The organism is Actinomyces sp. 432 (assembly GCF_009930875.1).
Lineage (GTDB): Bacteria > Actinomycetota > Actinomycetes > Actinomycetales > Actinomycetaceae > Actinomyces.
The window spans coordinates 1,009,393-1,031,188 of sequence record NZ_CP025249.1 but is presented as its reverse complement, the minus strand read 5'-3'; the positions used below and the strand labels follow the sequence as shown (position 1 = coordinate 1,031,188).

Annotated in this window: 18 protein-coding genes and 1 tRNA gene; 8 read left to right on the top strand and 11 right to left on the bottom strand. The window is 69.5% G+C overall.

Annotated features, from left to right (window positions below):
- Positions 1–110: 110 nt before the first annotated feature.
- Together CWT12_RS04240 and CWT12_RS04235 are read right to left on the bottom strand one after the other, a co-directional pair.
- A complete protein-coding gene (locus CWT12_RS04240; protein ID WP_237564306.1) occupies positions 111–2,822 on the bottom strand; it encodes an ATP-binding protein in 2,712 nt (903 codons plus the stop codon).
- A complete protein-coding gene (locus CWT12_RS04235; protein WP_161923832.1) occupies positions 2,819–3,985 on the bottom strand; it encodes a hypothetical protein in 1,167 nt (388 codons plus the stop codon). Before CWT12_RS04235 ends, CWT12_RS04240 begins: the two co-directional genes overlap by 4 nt.
- A gap of 287 nt (positions 3,986–4,272) precedes the next feature.
- Here CWT12_RS04235 and CWT12_RS04230 point away from each other — a divergent pair, with 287 nt between their 5' ends.
- Together CWT12_RS04230 and CWT12_RS04225 are read left to right on the top strand one after the other, a co-directional pair.
- A complete protein-coding gene (locus CWT12_RS04230) occupies positions 4,273–5,616 on the top strand; it encodes an Nramp family divalent metal transporter (RefSeq protein WP_161925289.1) in 1,344 nt (447 codons plus the stop codon).
- A gap of 82 nt (positions 5,617–5,698) precedes the next feature.
- Positions 5,699–5,771: transfer RNA gene (locus CWT12_RS04225), tRNA-Arg, on the top strand.
- Positions 5,772–5,870: 99 nt separating this feature from the next.
- On the opposite strand, the gene CWT12_RS04220 is transcribed toward CWT12_RS04225, so the two are convergent.
- Positions 5,871–6,716, bottom strand: a complete 846-nt coding sequence (locus tag CWT12_RS04220) for a hypothetical protein (RefSeq protein ID WP_161923831.1) — start codon at positions 6,714–6,716, stop codon at positions 5,871–5,873.
- A gap of 406 nt (positions 6,717–7,122) precedes the next feature.
- Between CWT12_RS04220 and CWT12_RS13385 the strand changes: the two genes are divergently transcribed.
- The gene (locus CWT12_RS13385) at positions 7,123–7,311 is read left to right on the top strand and encodes a hypothetical protein (RefSeq protein WP_202616358.1); all 189 of its coding nucleotides are present in this window, start codon (positions 7,123–7,125) and stop codon (positions 7,309–7,311) included.
- A gap of 158 nt (positions 7,312–7,469) precedes the next feature.
- Here CWT12_RS13385 and CWT12_RS04215 read toward each other — a convergent pair whose 3' ends face one another.
- From CWT12_RS04215 to CWT12_RS04195, 5 genes are all read right to left on the bottom strand, one after another.
- On the bottom strand, positions 7,470–9,224 hold the full coding sequence (locus tag CWT12_RS04215) for a carboxylesterase/lipase family protein (protein WP_161923830.1): 1,755 nt from the start codon (positions 9,222–9,224) through the stop codon (positions 7,470–7,472).
- Positions 9,225–9,315: 91 nt separating this feature from the next.
- Positions 9,316–10,059 carry a glycerophosphodiester phosphodiesterase gene (locus CWT12_RS04210; protein WP_161923829.1) on the bottom strand — a complete coding sequence of 248 codons (744 nt, stop codon included), beginning with the start codon at positions 10,057–10,059 and terminating at the stop codon, positions 9,316–9,318.
- Between the two features lie 55 nt (positions 10,060–10,114).
- Positions 10,115–11,026, bottom strand: a complete 912-nt coding sequence (locus CWT12_RS04205) for a M23 family metallopeptidase (RefSeq protein ID WP_237564305.1) — start codon at positions 11,024–11,026, stop codon at positions 10,115–10,117.
- A 200-nt stretch (positions 11,027–11,226) separates the two neighbouring features.
- Complete coding sequence (locus CWT12_RS04200) at positions 11,227–12,375, bottom strand: hemolysin family protein (protein WP_161923828.1); 1,149 nt, start codon at positions 12,373–12,375, stop codon at positions 11,227–11,229.
- Positions 12,372–13,739 (bottom strand): hemolysin family protein, encoded by a 1,368-nt coding sequence (locus tag CWT12_RS04195; protein WP_202616272.1) that lies wholly within the window; start codon positions 13,737–13,739, stop codon positions 12,372–12,374. Before CWT12_RS04195 ends, CWT12_RS04200 begins: the two co-directional genes overlap by 4 nt.
- Before the next feature lie 256 nt (positions 13,740–13,995).
- On the opposite strand from CWT12_RS04195, the gene CWT12_RS04190 reads away from it, so the two are divergent.
- The gene (locus CWT12_RS04190; RefSeq protein ID WP_161923826.1) at positions 13,996–14,586 is read left to right on the top strand and encodes a GDSL-type esterase/lipase family protein; all 591 of its coding nucleotides are present in this window, start codon (positions 13,996–13,998) and stop codon (positions 14,584–14,586) included.
- Between the two features lie 182 nt (positions 14,587–14,768).
- Here the strand turns inward: CWT12_RS04190 and CWT12_RS14650 are convergent, their stop codons facing one another.
- The 3 genes from CWT12_RS14650 to CWT12_RS04180 all read right to left on the bottom strand — a co-directional run bounded on the left by CWT12_RS14650 (position 14,769) and on the right by CWT12_RS04180 (position 16,023).
- Positions 14,769–14,843: a 50S ribosomal protein bL37 gene (locus tag CWT12_RS14650; RefSeq protein ID WP_425425768.1), complete on the bottom strand. Its 75-nt coding sequence runs from the start codon at positions 14,841–14,843 to the stop codon at positions 14,769–14,771.
- A 176-nt stretch (positions 14,844–15,019) separates the two neighbouring features.
- On the bottom strand, positions 15,020–15,343 hold the full coding sequence (gene rsrA, locus CWT12_RS04185; RefSeq protein WP_161923825.1) for a mycothiol system anti-sigma-R factor: 324 nt from the start codon (positions 15,341–15,343) through the stop codon (positions 15,020–15,022).
- Positions 15,343–16,023 carry a sigma-70 family RNA polymerase sigma factor gene (locus CWT12_RS04180; RefSeq protein WP_161925287.1) on the bottom strand — a complete coding sequence of 227 codons (681 nt, stop codon included), beginning with the start codon at positions 16,021–16,023 and terminating at the stop codon, positions 15,343–15,345. Before CWT12_RS04180 ends, rsrA begins: the two co-directional genes overlap by 1 nt.
- A 271-nt stretch (positions 16,024–16,294) precedes the next feature.
- Here CWT12_RS04180 and CWT12_RS04175 point away from each other — a divergent pair, with 271 nt between their 5' ends.
- From CWT12_RS04175 to rsgA, 4 genes are all read left to right on the top strand, one after another.
- A complete protein-coding gene (locus tag CWT12_RS04175) occupies positions 16,295–16,825 on the top strand; it encodes a DoxX family protein (RefSeq protein ID WP_161923824.1) in 531 nt (176 codons plus the stop codon).
- Between the two features lie 88 nt (positions 16,826–16,913).
- Complete coding sequence (locus CWT12_RS04170; RefSeq protein WP_272927766.1) at positions 16,914–19,160, top strand: NADP-dependent isocitrate dehydrogenase; 2,247 nt, start codon at positions 16,914–16,916, stop codon at positions 19,158–19,160.
- A complete protein-coding gene (gene aroA, locus CWT12_RS04165; RefSeq protein ID WP_161923823.1) occupies positions 19,157–20,692 on the top strand; it encodes a 3-phosphoshikimate 1-carboxyvinyltransferase in 1,536 nt (511 codons plus the stop codon). The genes CWT12_RS04170 and aroA overlap by 4 nt, the downstream gene beginning before the upstream one ends.
- Positions 20,692–21,786, top strand: coding sequence for a ribosome small subunit-dependent GTPase A (rsgA, locus tag CWT12_RS04160; RefSeq protein WP_161923822.1), 1,095 nt, complete (start codon positions 20,692–20,694; stop codon positions 21,784–21,786). The genes aroA and rsgA overlap by 1 nt, the downstream gene beginning before the upstream one ends.
- The last annotated feature ends 10 nt before the right edge of the window (positions 21,787–21,796 follow it).

Here is a 21,796-nt window from a genome sequence, read left to right as displayed (position 1 = left end):
GCGCGCCAGCGTACCGGCACCGCCCCGACCCGCCGAAACCGGCACAAGTAACGCACCCAGACCGGTCTATATGGCTCGGTCATGCCGCCGGGCGCCCGGGAGGGCGTGCGTCAGCTCCCGGAGGGCCACTGCTCCAGCAGCTTCTCGGCGTCCTCCGGACGCCCTGCCAAGTGGTAGGCGTAGGCGAGGTTGTGGCGGCTGTCCAGGGTGTCGGGGTGGTCGGGTCCCAGAATGCGCAGGCGGTCCTGCAGGACCTGCTCGTACAGGTCGATAGTCTCCTCCAGCCTGCCCGCCTCCTGGTAGGCGTAGGCGAGGTTGTTGCGGCTGATCAGGGTTTGGGGGTGGTCGGGTCCCAGGATGCGCAGGCTGTCGTGCAGCACCTGCTCGCACAGGTCGATGGCCTCCTCCAGCCTGCCCGCCTCCTGGTAGGCGTAGGCGAGATTGTTGCGGCTGATCAGGGTTTGGGGGTGGTCGGGTCCCAGGATGCGCAGGCTGTCGTGCAGCACCTGCTCGCACAGGTCGATGGCCTCCTCCAGCCTGCCCGCCTCCTGGTAGGCGTAGGCGAGATTGTTGCGGATGGCCAGGGTGTCGGGGTGGTCGGGCCCCAGGACGCGCAGGCGGTCCTGCAGGACCTGCTCGTACAGTTCGATGGCCTCCTCCAGCCTGCCCGCCTCCTGGTAGGCGGCGGCGAGGTTGTTGCGGATGGCCAGGGTGTCGGGGTGGTCGGGGCCAAGGATGCGCAGGCTGTCGTGCAGCACCTGCTCGTACAGTTCGATGGCCTCCTCCAGCCTGCCCGCCTCCTGGTAGGCGGCGGCGAGGTTGTTGCGGATGGCCAGGGTGTGGGGATGGTCGGGTCCCAGAATGCGCAGGCGGTCCTGCAGGACCTGCTCGTACAGTTCGATAGCCTGCTCCAGCCTGCCCGCCTCCTGGTAGGCGGCGGCGAGGTTGTTGCGGCTGGTCAAGGTTTGGGGGTGGTCGGGGCCAAGGATGCGCAGGCGGTCATGCAGGACCTGCTCGCACAGTTCGATAGCCTCCTCCAGCCTGCCCGCCTCCTTGTAGGCGTAAGCGAGGTTGTTGCGGCTGGCCAGGGTGTCGGAGTGGTCCGGTCCCAGCAGCTGCAGGCGGTCCTGAACTACCTGCTCGTACAACTTGACGGCCTCGATCACCCGCCCTGAGGCCTGGTACGCGGCAGCGAGCGCCTCCTGACCATCAACATGCTCAGTCCCCGGCGGAATCGTAGAGAGTGCCGCGTCGGCCTCATCCAGACGCCAGCCGGCGGCCAGCCAACGCATATGCATTAGGCGGCTTTGCGGAGACAGCGCCTCGACGTCGAGCCGTTCAGCGCGAGACAGCCATGCCGCCTGCGAGTCCGCCTGCGGAACATTCCCCACTTCCGTCAGCGCCCGCTCAAGCAGCATCAGTCGCATGTCAGTGATGCCGTCTTCCTCGCCATAGCGCAGTTCTATTGCCTGCCGCAGCGTGCTTGGCAGGCTCATAACCGGCTCGGCATCTCCGCCGGCGAGAGCAGCAAGTGCATCCTCAACCCGGCCTAGAAGGGCGAGCGAAGGGCGGCGCACAGCCGGAAGGCTCGTCAGGCCGCGCACAAGGCTGAGCGTCTCATCCTGGTCGATCATTTCCATCGCAGCGCTGGCGTACTCAGTTTCACTCGATGCCTGCAGCTCCTCGGCATCGAACCAGTTGACCAGGAACTCAATAATGAGCTTAAGCGGCTCACCACGGGACTCCTTGATCTGGAAGGCGAGACGAGCCAGCGGCTCGGCCAGCTCGTAGTAGGTCCTGCGCCGGTCGAGCAGATGGGCGAACGGGGTTGAGACCGCGGCGAGCCAGCCCTGATCCACGAGATCACTTACCGACTTGGCCACGCTGCGCTGATCCGCACCTACTCGCTCGGCAATCGCCTTGACCGGCAGTGGCCTGTCGGCCGTCGCGAGTTCGGCGACGACGAGCCGCTGCTGCGGCGAGAGCCGTGCGAGCCGCTCCTGGTAATAGGGAGTGAGATCGTCGAAGCGGGTGAGCAGAAGGTCGGTGATGTTATCCACCTGGTCCACTGTCAGCACGCTGCCGAGCAGTGCCCACAACCGTGGTTGACCACCCGCCAAATGCGAAATGGTATGAATACGCGCGACGGCGTCGGGCTCTTCCAGCCGCTCCTCCAGCGCGCTGTCCCCGCCCTCGTGGGCGAGAGCCCGCAGCATGTCCTGGGCCTCCTGGGCAGAGAATGGCTCAAGGCGGATCGTGTCGAAGAAGTCGAAGAAGGGGAAGGCCTCATCGGCGAGCGTCCGGTCCAGCGTCGTCGTGGAACCGATCAAGAGGATGCCGGATTCGGTCTGGAAGAGATTCCGCAGGCGCTGCTGACCCAGGTCGCCAATCGCATTAAGAACCTGGTCCACGTTCTCCATGAGCAGCAGTACCGGGCCGTTGGTACGCAGCGAGGCGCGCAGTTGCGCATCGAGCTGGTCTTCGCTGAGATGCGAGTCGGCCTCCTCACCCGCCGCGTCAAGGATGGCCGCCAGTAGTCTCCCGTAGGACGCGATCGTCCATGGGTCCTCGGGCAACCACGCTATGCGCATTCGTTGGCCGCCCTCGGTCAGGCGGCGGGCGCGATGTGCAACCAGGGCGATGAGGTGCGTCTTGCCAGCCCCCCGCGGCCCAACCAGGAGGGTGTGATGCGGGCTCGGAGTAGTTCCCAGCGCCTCCACGCGCTCCACGAGGCGGGCCAGGATCCGCTCGCGCGCCACGAACAGGCGCTCGAGCTGCTCACCGGGCATAGTGGAGGGGGTGTATCGGGAGATCGTGGTCATGGACGCTCCAGGAGATTGTGCTTACGTGCCCAGATGTAGGCGAATGCCGGATAACGCCAGCGCACACGCGAGCCGCGACGCTCAAGGTAATGGTCGCTGCACAGCAGCTCAACAACCTCATCCAGCTCTTCCGAGGCATCGTCTTCCAGGGCCTCAGTCAGTGGAACCCACGCCCGCGGTGCGGCCGTAGCCGTAGCGCTGAGCACTCGCGCGGCGAGCCGCGCGTTCTGCCCGTAGTACACGCGCACCCGCTCCTCGAAGTGTTTCAGATGCCGGAAGTCGTCCGGATCATCAATGATGTCCTCGAAGGCCTCCCTGACCTCCTGCGGCCCAAGCGTTCCCCCAGCCCTATCAAGGCTGCGGGCAACGGCGTGCATTATGAAGGGGACACCTCCCGCCACCTCTACCAGCTCAGCGACAACACGATCGGAAGGCATCTGCTCAATGCCACGGAGAAGCGCTTGCGCTAGCTCGCGCGCCTCAGCATCGGGCATGGGCCCGAGGTGCAGCGCCTCCAGGTCGTTAATATCGCCACTGGTAGTCCCCGCTTGTTCAAGCACGTGATGGAAGCCGATAGAGCCGGTGACGATCCAGCGCACTCGGGTGTACTTCTGCCTGAGCCGACGCAGAGTCTGCAAAAGCTCTTTAGCCGCCTGCGTACCTTCGTTGCGTGCAATATTGTCGACTGCTATGGGTACCTCATCCATGAGGATCAGCGGGATGGCTGAGTCATCGCCTTGGTCCAGCGCTGCAAGGATCTTGGTGAGCAGGTCCAGCGGCGGGGTCTGGCGGTGGTAGGTCTTGAGAGTCAATCCGGGAACACCAACAGTATCGACGTGGTCGAACACCGTTTTGAGGACCTCGCGAACCCGCACCGGCAGCTCCGGGTTCCCACGCAGCCCCTCTGCGGTCACCGCGAGGAAGCGATCCGTAGTCCCCACGCCCTCGTAGTCGATGAAGTACGGCCGGAAGGCCGCCTCCCTGGCAGCGAATGTGTGCAGCCAGTAAGTCTTGCCCATGCGCCTGGGGTCCGTGAGCAGGAGATTCACCCCCGCCAACAGCCGCTTGCGGGCGCGGTCACTGACCGCAACGCGCCCCACGAACTTCTCGGCATCTCGGGCATTTCCGGGCTGCGGCACCACGGCGAGAGGAACCGGTTCCATGACGACCCCCAATGTACGTCGAATCTCCCGTACAAATATACGTGAAGATTCACGTATGTCAAGAGGTCTATCGACCACCCCGAGGCGACTCACGTTGACACCCCAGCAATCCGACTCGAAGCGCCGAGACCGGCACGAGTTGCGCACAGGCGCCAGTCGACACCGCCTCACCACGCCTGCCGGCGCAAGCGCCCCCACAAAGTAGTAGAGTTTCGGCTACCCGAAACCATGTGAGGAGGTCGACCGTGTCCGTTCCCGGCAACACCCCCGACGCCGTCGACGACATCGTGCGCAAGCACGCACCCAAGTCGCGCCCGCCCCGGCACCGGCTGCTGGCCCTGCTGGGCCCGGCCTTCGTTGCCGCGGTCGCCTACGTGGACCCCGGCAACGTGGCGGCTAACATCACCGCCGGCGCCCGCTACGGCTACACGCTGGTGTGGGTGCTGGTACTGGCAAACGCCATGGCTGTGCTGATCCAGTACCAGAGCGCCAAGCTCGGTATCGTCACCGGCCGCTCGCTGCCGCAGGTGCTCGGGGACCGGCTCGGCCGTGGCCCGCGCCTGGCCTACTGGGCACAGGCGGAGCTGGTCGCCGCCGCCACTGACCTGGCCGAGGTGATCGGCGGCGCCGTCGCCCTGCACCTGCTGTTCAACATCCCGCTGCTGACCGGCGGCGTGATCATCGGCGCCGTCTCCATGCTGCTGCTGGCCCTGCAGGAGCGCCGCAGCCAACGCACCTTCGAGGGGGCCGTGGTGGCGCTCCTGGTGGTAGTGACGATCGGCTTCGTGGGCGGGCTGCTCATCGCCCCACCCGACTGGGGCGAGACCTTCGCCGGCCTCATCCCCCGCCTGCAGGGATCGGGCAGCCTGCTGGTGGCCGCCTCCATGCTCGGCGCCACCGTCATGCCACACGCCATCTACCTGCATTCCTCCCTGGTGCGCGACCACCACGAGGAGATCGGTGAGGGGCACGCCGAACGCCAGGCCGACGGCGCCACCCCAATTCCAGACGACGGCGCACCCGCCACTTCCGGCGGTACCCCCAATGGCGACGGCGCCTCCTCCGGGCAGACGCGTACCGGCCGGCTTATCCGCGCCACGCGCGTAGACGTGATCTGGGCGCTGGCGCTGGCCGGCGGCGTCAACATTGCCCTGCTGCTACTGGCCGCCTCCGCCCTGTCCGGCGCAGACGGCACCGACACGATCGAGGGGGCGCACGCCGCCATCACCGCCTCACTGGGGCCGGCCGTAGGCGTCGTGTTCGCCATTGGACTGTTGGCGTCCGGGCTGGCATCGACGTCGGTGGGCGCCTATGCCGGCAGCGAGATCATGGCGGGCCTGCTGCATATCCGCGTACCGCTTTTGGCGCGCCGAGCGGTCACGCTTGTGCCCGCGCTGATCATCATCGCCGTAGGGGCCGAGCCCACCTGGGCACTCGTGCTCAGCCAGGTGGTGCTTTCCTTTGGGATCCCGCTCGCGATCGTGCCGCTGATGCAGGCCACCGGCTCGGAGCAGGTCATGGGACGGTGGCGCGACGGCGCTCTACTGCGCTGGACCTCCCGCGCGGCGGCGACGCTCATCATCGTGCTCAATCTGGCGCTGGTGGTGCTCACACTTACGGGTAACGGGTGAACACCCGGGCGTACACGTCGGCGAACACCACAGGACGCCAGTTTCCGTCCAGCGCCCGAACGCTGGTACAGTCACGCCTCGGGCCCCGGTAGCTCAGTGGATAGAGCGTCTGCCTCCGGAGCAGAAGGTCGCAGGTTCGAATCCTGTCCGGGGCACCGGCCCCGAGCCCCCGCCCGATCCCGAGTCGGCGGGGGCTTCGTCGATCCGGCCATTGCAATGAGCCCTTCCCTGTTCATAAGCAGGCCGTGAAGCTGTCAGCGCTGGTAGGCGATGGAGTCGGTGTCGTCGAGGACGATGTAGAGACTGCCCCTGTTGGCGGATACGCGCAGGGCGCCGATGACGATGACGTGGTGGTCTACGAGGTCACCGATGCTGGCGTCGAGGTTGTCCTGGACGCTGGGGGCCTGGTCCTCACGGATCATAAAGCCGGCAGTGTTTCTTCGGCTGGTGCCGGGCCGGGGCTTGAGGTTCAGGAAGACACTGCGCGTTGCGGTGTTCTCGGCGTAGTCGGTGACTCGGCCGTAGAAGCACGCGTGCAGACCGTCGTGGTCTTTGGTGAGGGTGTTTGCGGGGATCAGGAGTCGGCTGACCGGCCCTCTGGTCTTGTCGGGCAGCGCAAGGGTTGTTTCGGGGTCGAGGCGGCCGCTGAGGGCGCGGGCGAGCAGCAACGCCAATGGGACTTTTCTCGCGGTGGGGGCGGATCGTCTGCTGGCGGGGCCTGTGATGGCTGTGGCCATGGGACGTCCGGAGGCCTTGGTGCGGGTAGTGGGCGTCCTGGTGTCCTTGCCCGGTGTGGAGCTGGGCGTGATGAGCAGCAGTGTCGGCCCCTCATGGCGGGTGCGGGTGGTTGTGGATCCGTCGCGGTGGCCTTTTCTGGCTCGTACCGCGGCTTCTCCCTCGTCGCAGTCGGTGATGTGTTCCTTGGCGGCGAAGTGGGGTCGGACGTACGGGGAGTTCAGTGCCTTGGCCCAGGCGGTGGCGCGGCAGGGTCTGCCGTCGGGTGCCTGGCCCGGGCAGGTCAGCGCCTGGGGTGTGTTGGGACTAGCCGCGTATTTTTCGATGCTGATCAGTTCTCCGCCGCTGGTAGCTGCGTAGCGCAAGGTGGTGCTCCTGTCTTGGGGACCGCAGGTCGGTCCTGCCTGTCCTCAGCAGGTGCGGGGCGTCTGACTGCCCCGGCCTGCGGGCCTGCTGGCGGTGGTGCGTCGGCGAGCCGGGGTGGGAGGGCGCCCGGCCGGGCACCATCCCACCTATCCCTGATTGTTACCGAGACCGTACCGCGACATGCGGGTAGCTCACCGTCCGGTCCAAGGATCGCAGGTTCGAATCCTGTCCGGGGCACCAGGCCGAAGCCCCCGCCCGATCCCGAGTCGGCGGGGGCTTCGTCGATCCTGAGGGACGCTGTAACAGAATGCCTCTGAGTCCTTGGCAGCTCAAGGCATCGTCGCGCGTTGGTGGCCGCTGTTACGCTGAACATGCCTTCTCCGGCACCTCCTCTCGGAACACTCAATGTCCTTGGCCGAGAAGGTAGGAGCCAGGAGGGAGGTGGGGGCCATGTCCAAGCCGAAAGGCCGACATGCCAAAGTCCACAAGGACAAGGGAATAGCCCGGAAGCTGAGCGAACTGTTCGAATCACTCGCTCAACTGATCCGGGCCATTGGTGTCCTTGTGGATGCCCTCGGCAGGTGGCTCAACTGAACCGCCTGCGTCGGGGAGCCATCCGTATGCCACCGGGTGGCTCCCCTCTATTGTGCCCGCGACGTTTCTCGCTGGCAAGCCAAATAGGCACAAGACAGGTCGGGTTGTTGTACGTCAGGGCCGGGCCTCGGCGTTCCCCGCACGCTACTGCACTGCGATCAGCGCGCGCCGGCGGCGAGGTCTCGGTCGGTATCGAAGATGACGCGGTCCGCGGCCACGGTCAGCTCCCCGGAGCGGTTGTCACCGAAGCGCCGGCCGATACTTCGCCCCGTCCAAGGCTCCCAGCCGGGCTCACCGGTCTCGATGAAACTCACCCAGGCCGAATGCATCGCGTCCGCGAGCGCCTGCGGCGGCGACGCTCCGAGCGTGTGCTCACAGTAGGGCTCGCCCAGGCAGTCGAAGACGAAGGGGATCTCCATGCAGTGCGTAGCCAGTCCCGCACTCCCACCGCAGTAGCTGAAGTCGTAGGCGTAGCTGTCGGCGGCTTCCTCGGTATCCGGCCCACCGCCGAGGATGCCCGCACCTGACTCGGCCCGACCGGCCGCGCCGGTGGCACTCGTGCCCGCCGCCTCGGCGTGCGCGGCGCGGACCAGGAACCACCCGGCGAGCGGGATATGAAAGGTCGCGTCCGAGATGAGGTTGCCGATCACCATGTGCGGGGCGTCGGCATGCTCGGGGTGCGCGGCAAGCAACCGGTCAGCCATCGACCCGCTCATGCCGCCGGCCACCAGCACCTCGCGCGGGTTGCGCCCGGCCATCGCCTCGGCGTATGCCATGCCGGCTAAGGCGAAGTCGTGCGTGGTCGAGCCGGCGAGGATCGGGACCTGCGCCCCGTCTCCCCGGCGCAGGGCCTGGCGGATCGGGGCACTGATGATCTCACCGTCCACGGTCGGACTGAATGGGATACCCGTATCGGGCTTGCCGATGCCCGCCAGCACCCCGGCTACCGCACCGACGGGGTCCGGTCCGGCTGCAGCGGCACCGCCGTCGTCGGCGCGATCCTCGACGGCGTCCAGGGCGTTCTGCGCGGCGAAGACATCGTCATAGCTGCAGGACCGGAACCCCGCGAGCGTCGCCTCTACGCCGAGGGCCGCGGCCATGCGAGCGGCATTGTCCGCGTTGCGTGCGGCCGGCAGGTCCGTGACTGCGCCGGACTCGGAGATCACGCCGCGGAACAGACCCCGGGCGCGCGGCACGGACAGGAGCGCCAGGCTGTTGCCGCCGCCGGCGCTCTGCCCGCCGATCGTCACCTTGGCGGGGTCGCCACCGAAGCGGGCGATGTTGTCACGCACCCACTCCAGGGCCATGACCTGGTCCAGAACCGCCCGGTTGTAGGGGGCGTCGGAGTCGGGGATGTATCCGTACCCGTCGAAACCGAGCCGGTAGGCGACCGACACGGTGACCACGCCGTCGCGGTTGAAGGCGGCGCCGTCATACCAGGGCGAGTTGTGGGAGCCGGAGGTCCAGCCGCCGCCGTGGATCCACACCAGCACCGGCAGGCCTGCGTCCTCGGCCCCCGGCGCGGGGGTGAAGACGTTGAGGGTGAGGAAGTCGTCGCCGGGCACGCTCGGCTCGGGGATGGCCGGGTCGGCGAAGATCGAACCGCGCTGTGGCGTGGCCGCGGGCAGGACGGCGGCGCGCTCGCCGCTCCAGGGCTTGCGGCGCACGGGCGCCAGGAAGCGCCGGTCCCCCGTCGGCGCCTCGGCGTACGGGATGCCGTAGAAGGCTGCGGAGCGCTCGTACCGGGCGGCGGGGCCGATCCGATCGGGAGCGGAGACGATGCTGCGCCATACCCCGCGCACCGCTCCCGCGGAGGTATCCACGCGGGGCCCGGTCTGCCCGGCTGGGACGGCGATCGGGGTGGAGGCGACGTGCTGGGTGGAGGCGTGCGGCGGAGGACTGGGCGCGGTCATGCCCTGATTCTCACCCCCAACCACCGCAGTGTCACAGCCTTGGCATCATGCGGCACCCACCGGGGGTGACGGCGCGCCCGGGCGCCGTGCGTCAGCCGAGTACTTCCAGCGCGAGGGCGGGATGATCGGTGATGATGGCGTCGACTCCGCGCGCGGCCAGCGAGCGCATCTGCTCGGGGTCGTCTACGGTCCACACGTGCACTTCCAGCCCGGCGGTGTGAGCCTGGGCGATGAAGCGGCGAGTGACCACGGGCACGCGGTGGAAGCGGAGGGGGACCTGGACGGCGTCGACCCGCCCGTTGGTCCAGGCCCAGCGCGTGTGCGGCACCGGCACGGCCGCCTCGCTGAGCAGCATAAGCCCGGCCACGTCACCCACCCCCAGCGAGGTAGTTGCCCGCGGCTCTTGGCGGCGCAGCACCGCCAGGCGACGGGCGGAGAAGGAGGCGAAGCGCACCCGTTCCAGGGCGTCGGCCTCGCGTACCGCCTGGAGTGCAGGCTGCACGACGCCGGAGTCCTTCAAGTCGACGTTGAAGCGGATGCCGGGGTGGGCGGCCAGTGCCTCGTCCAGGCGCACGGGGGCGCGCCCATCGCCGGCGTCTACTCGTGCCAGTTCGTCCCACGTCAGCTCTGCGATGCGTCGGGGGTCCCCCGTCGTGCGCGCCATGTCGGCGTCATGGGAGAGCACGACCACGCCGTCTGCGGTGGCCCGCAGGTCGGTTTCCATCCAGGTCAGGCCGAGCCCGGCCACGTGCTCTACGGCGCTCCAGGTGTTCTCCGGAGCCTCCCCGCCACCGCCCCGGTGGGCGACGACGGCGCAACGGTAAGAGGGTGACATTATCGGCTTCCTGTGCGGCTCGTTCGGATGGCTGCAGGGCGGTGGGTGCAAGCGGTCAGGCGCAGTCCGTGGTCAGCTCGACGGCGGTGTGCTCCGCCAGCCACTCCTCTGGGTCGACGGTCGAGGAGTCCTCGGTGTTGTTGGCCGTACGCACCTCGAAGTGCAGGTGCGGGCCCGTGGAGTAGCCGGTGGAGCCGACGCCGGCGATCAGCTGGCCCGCCTCTACCTGGTCCCCCTTGGATACGTAAATGCCGTCCTCATACATGTGCAGGTAGCTGGTGTACCAGGTCTCGCCGTCGAGCTCATGCTCGATAGTGACAGTGCCGGTACTGCCTGACATGCCGGCCTCCACGACTGTGCCGGCGGCGACCGCGTAGATGGGAGTGCCGGCGGAGGCGGCGTAGTCCTGTCCCGCGTGGAGCTTCATGTATCCCAGGGTCGGGTGCAGCCGGTAGCCGTACGGGGACGAGACCGTGTAGGTGCCCTCGATCATGGGGTAGAACAGCTCCGGGGCGGAGTTGAATGCCGCAGTGTCGCCGGAGGCGCCGGAGGTCTGTGCGGCGCAAGTTGCGGAGGCATTCTCATACGCCTCGCGGATCCGGGCCAGGGTGGCGGCGTCGGGCACGTTGGACAGCTCGGAGTCGGTATCGACATCGGCGTCGGAACCGAGTACTGCGGCCGCGATCGAGGAGGAGGGGTCGGTGGTTCCCACGCCGGTCGGATTCGTGCTGCTGGCACCCAGGGCGGCGACCGCCTGCGGACCGGTGGGAAGGCTCAGAGTCAAAGGAGCCACCACAGTCACCAGGGCTAGGACTGCCAGCACGCCCAGCCGCCCCACTGTTCCCGCGTAGCTGTACCGACGGCCCCCGGGTTGGCGCGCGCCCATGCCGACGCCGGATGGGCTCCGGTAGGTATCGACCTGGACGGGAGCCGGGGTGAGCTCCTGCGGCGCGGGAGCCGGTGACACCGGTGGAGCGGATTGTGCGCCGGGCTCCCGCTCGCGTTCCGCAGCGCGTTCTGCGTCACGACGTTGCCGCCGCGTCATGGGCTGTTCGGCCACGCAGTGCCTCCAGAGGTAGTGCTCGCGGCCGCCGTCGCGACCGACCGGTGCACTTTAACCAGCCGTGATCCGCCATTACCAGGACGACGGTCACATCTCCTGCGGGATCATCCCTGCCCCAGGTCACGGCGGCGATGGTCCTCCCGCTGCATTGAGTCATGCACCTCACCGACGAGCTCCTCGAGAATGTCCTCCAGGAATACCACGCCCAGCGTCGTGCCGGACTCGTCCTGGACGCGGCCCAGGTGCGCGCCGGAGCGTTGCATTGAGGCCAGTACGTCCTCAACCTCGTCATCGGCATGAACCGGCACGAGCGCGCGTACCCGCCACGGGGGCACGGGCCGCGCCCGTTCCGCCTCATCGGCGTACAGCACGTCCTTCAGGTGCAGGTACCCGAGGATTCCCGCATCCGGCCTGTCCGCGTCTCGGCCTTGCGCGGGCGCGCCGGTCGGCGCCTGGCCGGGCCGGGAGCCGGGAGCGGTGACCTGGGGCTGTCTCACCACCGGGAAACGGGAGTAGCCCGTAGCAGCCACCGCGTGCTCCACGTCCTTGGGCGTGCAGCCTGTGGGCAGGGTAACCAGTGAGCCGACCGGCACCATCACGCTGCCGGCGGTTTCCTCCGAGAACTCCAGGGCGCCGGAAAGCAGCCCGGTTTCGTCGTCCAGGACCCCTTCCGCGGTGGAGCGCTCCACAATGGAGGCAACCTCAGCGGCATTGAAGGCCGCGGAGACCTCCTCCCTGGTTTCGATGCCGCACAAGTGCAGCACCCCGTTGGCGAAGCCGTTCAGGCCGGTGATCACCGGACCGAGCACCCGCGACAGGCGCACCAGCGTCGGCACGATCCACCGGGCGGCAGTCTCGGGCGCGGAGATTGAAAGGTTCTTGGGCACCATCTCCCCGATGACGACGTGTGCGTAAACCACAATCACCAGGGCCGCCACCACGGCGATTGCATGCGCCCCGACGGCGCCAACGCCCACCCGGGTGAGCAGGGGGGTCAGCAGGTGGGCGATGGCCGGCTCGGCAACCACACCCAGGCCGGTGGAGCAGACGGTCACTCCTAGCTGGGCGGTCGCGAGCATGCGAGAAACATGCTGTAGCGCCCACAAGGCGGTGGCGGCGCGCCGGTCCCCGGCCTGTGCCAGCGGTTCCAGCCGGGCTCGCCGCGAGGAGGTGACGGCGAACTCCGCAGCCACAAAAAACGCGTTTCCGGCCAGCAGCGCCACCGTCAGGAGCAGCGCGAGGGAGGTACTCATTTCCCCGTCTCCGCTCCCCCGGCGGTCGCGTCCGCCTCACCCTGCTCCATGCCGACGCTTTCAGGTGCGGCCAGGGGATGCACGCGCAGCCGGGTGATGCGGCGCCCCTCCATGGCCTGCACCGTGAGCACTGCCTGCGGCGTGGTCACGGCGTCGCCGACCTCCGGGATACGACCGAGCTCGGTCATGACCAGCCCGGCCAGGGTCTCGTAGGGGCCGTCGTCGGGAACGAACACGCCGGCACGGTCGGCCAGCTCGTCCGGACGCAGCCACCCGGGCACGCGCCAGTCCCCCGACGCATCGGCGTGGGCGCCGGAGCGACGCCGGTCGTGCTCATCGGCCACATCACCGACTATCTCCTCCACGGCGTCCTCGAGCGTGACCACGCCGGCGGTGCCACCGTATTCGTCTACCACGAGCGCCATCTGGCTGCCCGTGTCACGCAGCTCCACCAGCAGCGAGGCCAGTGGCATGGTCTCCGGCACCCGGGGGGCGGGGGTCATCAGGGAGGAGGACGTCACCGGCACCTCCGCCCGCTTGCCGTAGGGCACGGCGATGGCGCGGCGCAGGTGCACGATGCCGAGCACGTCGTCGCTGTCATCACCGATCACGGGGAAGCGGGAATGGCCGGTGGTGCGCGCCAGGGCGACGACGTCGGCGGCGGTGTCGTTCTCGGCCAGGGCGCGCAGGCGGCCCCGGTCGGTCATGACGTCGACTGCGGTCAGCTCGCCCACACCAATGGAGCGCGTCAGCAGCGTGGCGGTGGAGACGTCTAGGACGCCCTCCGCGGCGCTGTGCCGCACTAGTGCAGCCAGCTCGGAGGCTGAGCGCGTGCCGCTGATCTCCTCGGCGGGTTCGATCCCGATCCGGTGCAGCACCCGGTTGGCGGTGCCGTTGAGAACCGCGATGACCGGCCTGAGTGCCGTGGTGAAGGCCGTCAGGAAGGGGGTGACGGCGCGCGCGGCGGCCATCGGGTCTGACAGGGTGGCGTTCTTGGGGATGAGCTCACCCACCACCATGGAAAAGGCATTGACGATGACCAGGGCGGCAGTCGCCGCTACGCCTGTAGCCACGGACTGCGCCAGCCAGGTGGACATCAGGCCCGTCAGCAGCGTCGCCAGCGCCGCCTGCATGGTGTACCCCAGCAGGATCGTGGTCAGGGTGATACCGACCTGCGCACCGGACAGCAGCGTGGACAGCCGGCTCAGGGCCCGGCGGACCCTGGTGGCGCCCCGGTCGCCGGCGACGGCGCGGGTTTCCACCGTAGAGGGATCCAGGGCCACCAGGGAGAACTCCCCGGCGACGAATAGGGCGGTTCCGGCCGTCAGCAGCACGCCGACGGCGATCATGAGCCACTCCCTCACGGTCGGCCCCCGGCACACAGGCGAGTGGACTCAGGGTGAGGGTGGTCTGATTCGGCACCGGAGCGGGTGGGGCGTCCGTGCGCCCGGCGAGCGTGTCGTCGCATAGTGCTGGCACGGTATCACCTGGACGCGGCGTAGGTGGTGCGCGGCCGTCGGCGTCGGCAATGGCAGGATGGATCCTGCTCGGGACCCAAGCGCCCGAGGACGACTTCACCGGCGTGCAACTGCCGTGTGGGAAGGAGCTGAGCGGGTGCCCATGGACGAAACGAGCCTGTGCTTCATTGGCGACGAACTGGTCTCCGGCTACGGGGATGCCCGCGCCCTGGGATGGACCGGCCGGGTAATGGCACGCACCCCCCGCGAGCTCGGCATCATGTGGAACACGCTGGCAGTTCCGGGCGAGACGACTGCCCGGCTTGCAGAGCGCTGGCAGAGCGAGGTGGCCCGCCGCACCACCAGTTCCGGCGTCAACCGGCTAGTTATCGGCCTGGGAGTCGCAGACGTGCTGGCCGGCGTCTCCCACGCCCGCTCCCGCCTGGCCATCGCGAACGTACTAGACACGGCCACCAGCGAGCACCGCGCGTGCTTCGTAGTAGGTCCGCCGCCACTGCCGACCGCTGACCCCGATGGCACGGCCGCACTGTCACGGGCAGTCGGCGAAGTTTGCCAGCGCCGCGGTATCCCGTACGTGGAGACCTTCGAGCCGCTGCGCAACCACGACCAGTGGCTCTCGGACGTCGTCTCCGACGGGGGCCGGCACCCGGGCCAGGCGGGCTACGGACTGCTGGCCTGGCTGGTTCTGCACCGCGGCTGGTACGAGTGGCTGGGAGTGCCCGCGCCGCGATGAACCGCAAGGGCAACCAGGGCGCTCCGTCTTTTAGAGCGGTTTAGGCGGGAAGTGCCGTTTGGCGCGCGGCCGCCGCCCGGGCTCGTCGGCCTGCACCGGGGACTCGTCCGGAATGACGATCGGCCGACCACCGCTTGGGTGGTCGGCCGATCGTAAATACTTGGGGGTTCGCGCAACCCGGCTCAGGCGTTGGGACGCTTGCCGTGGTTGGCGCTGTTCTTAGCGCGCGAACGGCGCTTACGACCGCGCTTGCTCATTCCTGCCTCCTGATGTCTGGTGGTTCTTATCCGCCCCGAGGGGCACGGAACTCCGGGTATCTTCGCATACCGCGCCCCGATACTGCCAGCCGAGCAATTCGGCTGCGCCGGTGAGCGCTGACACAACCGACGCCTTGGCGGGGCTTGGCTGCACGCGCCCGCCCGGCCTGCACGAGTCAGCGGCGCTCGAGACTCTCGGCGGCCACAGCCGCCACAGCCACTGACGTGACCGCGGCACCCGCCGTGGTGATGCGCGCGGCCGATAGCTGGCCCAGCACGCGCGCCCGCAGGGAGGCGGGCGCCTGCTCGGCGCAGCGGGAGCGCACCAGCTCACGCAGGTGACGCTCGGCGTCGGCCTGGCGGGAGCAGTGCTCGCAGGAGGCGACGTGCTCTGCCAGCCGTGCCTCCAGATCGCGGTCGCATTCGTGGTCGAGGAACCGCTCCAGGTGAGCGCGTGCCTCGGAGCACGAACAGGGTTCGGTGGGGATCTTCTCACCCATTAGTGCTTCTTCTCCTCGCTGATATAGCCCAGCTGCCTGGCATGATCCGCCAGCAGCTCACGCAGTTGCCGCCGCCCACGGTGCAGGCGCGACATGACAGTGCCGATGGGGGTGCCCATGATGTCGGCGATCTCCTTGTAGGAGAATCCCTCAACGTCGGCGAGGTACACGGCCAGACGCCGGTCCTCGCTGAGCTCTCCCAGTGCCGTCTTGATCTCCTCGTCCGGCAGCTCGTCCAGGGCGAGGTTCTCCGCACTGGGCAGTCCCACAGAGTCGTGGGAGGCTGCCCGATGCAGCTGCCAGTCCTCAACCGAGTCGGCGTCGGACTGCAGTGGCTCGCGCTGTTTCTTGCGGTAGGTGTTGATGAATGTGTTTGTCAGAATCCGGTAGAGCCAGGCCTTGAGGTTGGTCCCGGGCCGGTACTGGTGGAAGGCACCGAAGGCCCGCGCGTAGGTGTCCTGGACCAGGTCCTCGGCGTCAGCCGGGTTGCGCGTCATACGCAGCGCCGCACCGTAAAGCTGATCCAGATACGGCAGGGCATCGGCCTCGAAACGGGCCGCGCGAGCCGCGTCGGACTCGTCGGCCGGAGCACGGTCGAGTTCGTCGGAGCCGGCTTCCGCGGGCGTCTGGGTGATACCACCGGGCGGATCCGCAGGGCTGAGTTTGTCTGAGTCCGTCATCATCGTCCACGAGCCTAGCCCGCCCCCGCCGGAAGTGCTTCGCGACTCCACCCCATGTGCGAGTGGTCTCATAGCGAACACCGCGTCCGGCAGCAGGCCGAGTCCACCACCCGTATCGGTGATGGGCGCAGGCCCCGGGACTGAGCTGGTTGGGGAAACATTCATCAGGCACCCTAACGGTGAGAGACGTCCGCGCATTCCCGGTTACCTCCGCCGGCTACCTCGGCCGGACTACTGGCAACGGGCGGCGCGGTGCGCGAGGATGGGTGACATGGATCTTCTGCGCACCGTTGCCCGCCCGGCTCTTGCCGCCCCCTTCATCGCCGATGGCATTGACGCCCTCGCCCGCCCCAAACGGCATGCGGATAAGTTCGAGCGGGTGCAGCCCTGGTTGGAGAAGGCCGGGGTCCCGCCCGTGCTGCACTCTGACGCCGAGTTACTCACCCGCGTCAGCGGAGCGGTGAGCGTGGCCGCCGGACTCGGGCTGGCCACCGGTCGGGCGCCGCGTACCTGCGCCACGGTGCTGGCCGTCCTCAACGTCCCGCTGGCACTGGTCAATAACCCGGTCTGGGCCGTCGAGAGCCAGGACGAGCGTAAGGAAGCGCTGTCTGGGCTGATGCGGTCCGCCGCCGTCGGCGCAGGGCTGGCCCTGTCCGCGGTTGATCGCGAGGGGCGCCCCTCCCTGGCTTGGCGGTGGAACAATCGCCGCCGGCTCAGGGAAGCGATCGCGGCAGCACAGGCGCAGGTGCGCGCCGAGTACGAGCCGGTGGTCCCGGCGCGAGGCACCGCCGCGTCGCGCTAACCTCGTCGTTGGGACACGCCCGTCGGCCGCCGCCGGCCCCCGGGTCAGGCCCACACACGCCCTCGAGGAACATGAAGGAATACAACCGGTGACCGCCCAGAACGCCTCCAGCGCCCCCGCCGGGACGCCCGACATCATCTACACGCTGACCGACGAGGCGCCCATGTTGGCGACCCGTTCCCTGCTGCCGATCATCAAGGGCTTCACCCGGGCGGCCGACGTGAGTGTGGGCACCGCGGACATCTCCCTGGCGGGCCGCATTCTGGCCGCCTTCGGGCTGGTGGACGACGACCTGGCCCGGCTCGGCGCTCTCACGCAGGACCCCACCGCCACCATCATCAAGCTTCCCAACGTCTCTGCCTCCCTGCCGCAGCTAAAGGCCGCCATCGCCGAGCTGCGCGAGAAGGGCTACGACCTGCCCGACTACCCCGACGAGCCCGCCACCGACGCCGAGCGGCAGGTGCGCGAGGCATATGACGCCGTCAAGGGCAGCGCCGTCAACCCGGTGCTGCGCGAGGGCAACTCCGACCGCCGCGCCCCGCAGGCCGTCAAGGCCTACGCGCGCACCCACCCGCACTCCATGGGCGCGTGGAGCCCGGATTCCAAGACGCGCGTGGCCACCATGGACGCCGATGACTTCCGTCACAACGAGCGCTCCGTGGTGGTTCCGGAGGCGGGCACCGTCCAGATTCGGCTGGTTCCGGCCGACGGCGGGCAGCCGGTGGTGCTGCGTGAGGCACTGCCGGTGACCGCCGGGGAGGTCTTGGACGCCACCTTCATGTCGGCGCGGGCGCTGGACGAGTTCCTGGCGGGGGCGAACGCAGCGGCGAAGGCCGACGACGTGCTGCTGTCGGTGCACCTGAAGGCCACCATGATGAAGGTCTCCGACCCGCTGATCTTCGGGCACGCGGTGCGCGCCTTCTTCCCCCAGACCTTCAGCACCTACGGCGAGGCGCTGGCCGCCGCCGGACTGCGCGCCGAAGACGGGCTGGCCTCGATCCTGGCGGGGCTGGACGACCTGCCCGAGGGCGAGCAGATCCGGGCGAGCCTGCAGGCGGAACTAGCCTCCGGCCCGCGGCTGAACATGGTGGACTCCACTCGCGGCATCACCAACCTGCACGTGCCCTCCGACGTGATCATCGACGCCTCCATGCCCGCCATGATCCGGGCCGGCGGCAAGTTGTGGGACGCCGACGGCTCCATGGACGACACCCTGGCCGTCATCCCCGACTCCTCCTACGCGGGCGTGTACCAGGCCGTCATCGAGGACTGCAAGGCCAACGGCGCCCTGGACCCGCGCACCATGGGCTCGGTGCCGAACGTGGGGCTGATGGCCCGCAAGGCCGAGGAGTACGGCAGCCACGACAAGACCTTCCTGATCCCCGCCGACGGCACCGTCGAGGTGGTCGTCACCGCCGGAACGGGCAACCCGGCGGGCACCGTGCTGCTGACCCACGCCGTCGAGGCCGGGGACATCTGGCGCGCCTGCCAGGCTCAGGACGCGGCCATACGCGACTGGGTGCACCTGGCCGTGGTGCGGGCGCGCGCCACCGGGGCGCCGGCCGTCTTCTGGCTGGACCCCGAGCGTGCCCACGACCGCACCATCGCCTCCCTGGTGGAGCGCTACCTGGCCGACGAGGACACCGCCGGCCTGGATATCCGCATCCTGGACCCGGTGGCAGCCACCCGCCTGTCCCTGGAGCGGGCGCGCCGCGGTGAGGACACGATCTCGGTGACCGGGAACGTGCTGCGCGACTACAACACCGACCTGTTCCCCATCCTGGAGGTGGGTACGAGCGCCAAGATGCTGTCGGTGGTGCCGCTGATGAACGGCGGCGGCCTGTATGAGACAGGCGCCGGCGGCTCCGCACCCAAGCACGTGCGCCAGCTGCTGGAAGAGGACTACCTGCGCTGGGACTCCCTGGGTGAGTTCCTGGCGCTGGCGGAGGCGCTGCGGCACGTGGCGCAGGTGAGTGGGAACGCGCGCGCCACGGTGCTGGCCGATGCCCTGGACGAGGCCACCACCACGCTGCTGCAGGAGGAGCGCTCCCCCGCCCGCCGCCTGGGCGGCATCGACAACCGCGGCTCCCACGCCTGGCTGGCCCTGTACTGGGCGCGCGAGCTGGCGGCGCAGACGGCCGACGCCGAACTGGCGACCCGTTTTGCGCCCGTGGCCGAGCAGCTGGGTGCGGTTAACGAGCAGGTGCAGGCCGAGCTGGTGGCGGTGCAGGGGCACCCGGTCGAGCTGGGCGGCTACTACCTGCCCGATCCGGCCCTGGCCGATGCCGCCATGCGCCCGAGCGCGGCCCTGAACGCCATCGTCGACGCGCTGTGACCGAGGTGGCTGCCGTTCCTCCGCCCGCGTCCCGCCCCTGGGCTGCGCCTACCGCCGCCGGCCCGCTGGACGCCGTCGTGGACCTGCCGGGCTCGAAGTCGCTTACGGCCCGGGCGCTGGTGGCGGCGGCAGTGGCGGATGGCCCGACGACGTTGCGCGGCACCCTGCGCTCGCGCGATACCGAGCTCATGCGTACTGCCCTGACGGCGCTGGGGGCCCGCTTCGAGGAACTTCCTGATGAGCCCGGTGCCTTGGCCGACGGGGCCCTGCGAGTTACGCCCGCGCCGCGCCCGTTCCCGGCCCGTGCCGGTGCCGACAGCGTAACCCGCATCGACTGCGGCCTGGCCGGGACGGTGATGCGCTTCATCCCACCGCTGGCCGCGCTGGCCGACGCGCCCGTGGTCTTCGACGGCGACGCCGCCGCCCGCCGGCGCCCGCTGGCCCCGCTCCTGGACGCCCTGGAGGATTTTGGCGCGCAGGTCGCCTATCTGGGTGAGCCCGGATTCCTGCCAGCACGGGTGGGTCCGGGTGACGGTCGCCTGCGGCGCCCCGCCGATCCGGCCCGCCCCGAGGCCCCGCACCGGGTGAGCGTGGACGCCTCCGGTTCCTCCCAGTTCCTGTCCGCGCTGCTGCTGGCCGGGTGCCTGCTGCCCGGCGGGCTGGCCGTCACCCCCACCGGGCCGGTGCCGTCCCTGCCGCATGTGGCCATGACCGTGGAGTTCCTGCGCGGACGCGGCATCGCCGTGGACGAGCCGGACGCCGACGCGCCCGTGGGCGCTCGCACCTGGACGGTGCACCCGAGCGCGCCGCGGGGTGGCGCGGTCTCAATTGAGCCGGACCTGTCGAACGCCGGCCCATTCCTGGCGGCGGCGCTGGTGGCCGGCGGGCGCGTCGGCGTACGCCACTGGCCGGAGCGCACCACCCAGGCAGGGGACGCCTGGCGGTGGCTGCTGCCCGCCCTGGGCGGCGCCGTCGAGGAGGTCCGTGAGGCGGACGGCTCACTCACACTGACTGCCATCGGCACCGGTGAGCTCGGCGGGATCGACGCCGACCTGTCCGCCGTCGGAGAGCTGACCCCCACGGTGGCCGCGCTGGCGGCCCTGGCCTCGGCGCAGGGGCACGCCTCGCGCCTGCACGGCATCGGCCACCTGCGCGGGCACGAGACGGACCGCCTGGCGGCGCTGGAGGCTGAGATCAACCGGGTCGGCGGGAGGGCCCGCCAGACCGCTGACGGCTTGGAGGTCGCCTCCCTGCCCGCCGGGCAGCGCCTACACCCGGCCCGGCTGCGCGCCTACGCCGACCACCGGATGGCGACCTTCGCGGCCGTCATCGGCCTGGGGGTGAGCGGCGTGGAGGTGGACGACATCGCCTGCACCGCCAAGACCCTGCCCGACTTCCCCGGCCTGTGGGCCCGCCTGCTGGACGGGCACTCCCCCACTCACCGAGACCGGCACTTGTTACATGCCGAGACCGGCATAAATAACGTGCCCAAACCGGCGGATGTGACGGATGCCGCCGAGGAGGCGCGCTGATGGCCCGCCGCGACATCGGCACCGACGATCCGCGCGTACGGGTGCGCCCCGGCAGGCGCTCACGCCCGCGCACCAAGCAGCGCCCTGCCCACGCCGACGCCGTGCCCGGCATGGTCACCCGCATCGACCGCGGTCACTACCGCATCCGCCTGGAGGACCCCGCTCTCACCGCCGACGGCAGCGGCGACATCACGGCGATGAAGGCCCGCGAGCTGGGACGCGGGAAGGTCGTGGTCGGGGACCGGGTCGCCGTCGTCGGGGACACCTCCGGCCGCAAGGACACCCTCGCCCGCATGGTGCGCGTCGAGGAGCGCCGCACTCTGCTGCGCCGCAGCGCGGAGGACGGGGACGCGGCCGGCACGGAGAAGCCGGTGGTGGCCAACGCCGACCTGCTGGTGATCGTCACCGCCCTGGCGGACCCGGAGCCGCGCCCGCGCATGATCGACCGGTATCTGGTGGCCGCCTATGACGCGGGCATGGAACCACTGCTGATTCTGACCAAGGCGGACCTGGCTGACGCCGATGCGCTGCTGGGGCTGTACGAGCCGCTGGGGGTGCGCTCGGTGGCCACGCGCCTGGATCCCTCCAGCCGGGCCGAGGCCTCCCGCGCCGGTGAGGGCGTCGAGGCGGTCCGTGCACTGATCACCGGCCGCACCTCGGTGTTCGTCGGTCATTCCGGCGTGGGCAAGTCCACGCTCATCAACGCGCTCGTGCCCGGGGCGGAGCGGGTCACCGGGGAGGTGAACGTGGTCACCGGTCGCGGCCGCCACACCTCCACCAACCTGCAGGCGTTGGAGCTACCCGGCGGCGGCTGGGTGATCGACACCCCCGGGGTGCGCTCCTTCGGGGTGGCGCACGTATCCAGCGCGGACGTGCTGCGTGGCTTCCCGGACCTGACCGAGGTCGCAGAGGAGTGCCCGCGCGGTTGCACGCACGAGACCGGCGTGATCGAGTGCGCCCTGGACGACTGGTCCGCCGACTCCGCGCTGGAGCCCGCGGAGCGCGGGCGGCGCCGGGCCCGGGTCGACTCCTTCCGGCGCCTGCTCGCCCCCGCCCTGGAGGCCGAGGACCCGACGACGCCACGCCGACGCTGAAACCCGGACA

Excerpts from the sequence above, each read along its gene's own strand:
- CWT12_RS04240 (WP_237564306.1), bottom strand. The coding sequence starts at position 2,822 with ATGACCACGATCTCCCGATACACCCCCTCCACTATGCCCGGTGAGCAG.
- CWT12_RS04235 (WP_161923832.1), bottom strand. The coding sequence starts at position 3,985 with ATGGAACCGGTTCCTCTCGCCGTGGTGCCGCAGCCCGGAAATGCCCGA.
- CWT12_RS13385 (WP_202616358.1), top strand. The coding sequence starts at position 7,123 with ATGTCCTTGGCCGAGAAGGTAGGAGCCAGGAGGGAGGTGGGGGCCATG.
- CWT12_RS04215 (WP_161923830.1), bottom strand. The coding sequence starts at position 9,224 with ATGACCGCGCCCAGTCCTCCGCCGCACGCCTCCACCCAGCACGTCGCC.
- CWT12_RS04210 (WP_161923829.1), bottom strand. The coding sequence starts at position 10,059 with ATGTCACCCTCTTACCGTTGCGCCGTCGTCGCCCACCGGGGCGGTGGC.
- CWT12_RS04200 (WP_161923828.1), bottom strand. The coding sequence starts at position 12,375 with ATGAGTACCTCCCTCGCGCTGCTCCTGACGGTGGCGCTGCTGGCCGGA.
- CWT12_RS04190 (WP_161923826.1), top strand. The coding sequence starts at position 13,996 with ATGGACGAAACGAGCCTGTGCTTCATTGGCGACGAACTGGTCTCCGGC.
- rsrA (WP_161923825.1), bottom strand. The coding sequence starts at position 15,343 with ATGGGTGAGAAGATCCCCACCGAACCCTGTTCGTGCTCCGAGGCACGC.
- CWT12_RS04180 (WP_161925287.1), bottom strand. The coding sequence starts at position 16,023 with ATGACGGACTCAGACAAACTCAGCCCTGCGGATCCGCCCGGTGGTATC.
- CWT12_RS04175 (WP_161923824.1), top strand. The coding sequence starts at position 16,295 with ATGGATCTTCTGCGCACCGTTGCCCGCCCGGCTCTTGCCGCCCCCTTC.
- rsgA (WP_161923822.1), top strand. The coding sequence starts at position 20,692 with ATGGCCCGCCGCGACATCGGCACCGACGATCCGCGCGTACGGGTGCGC.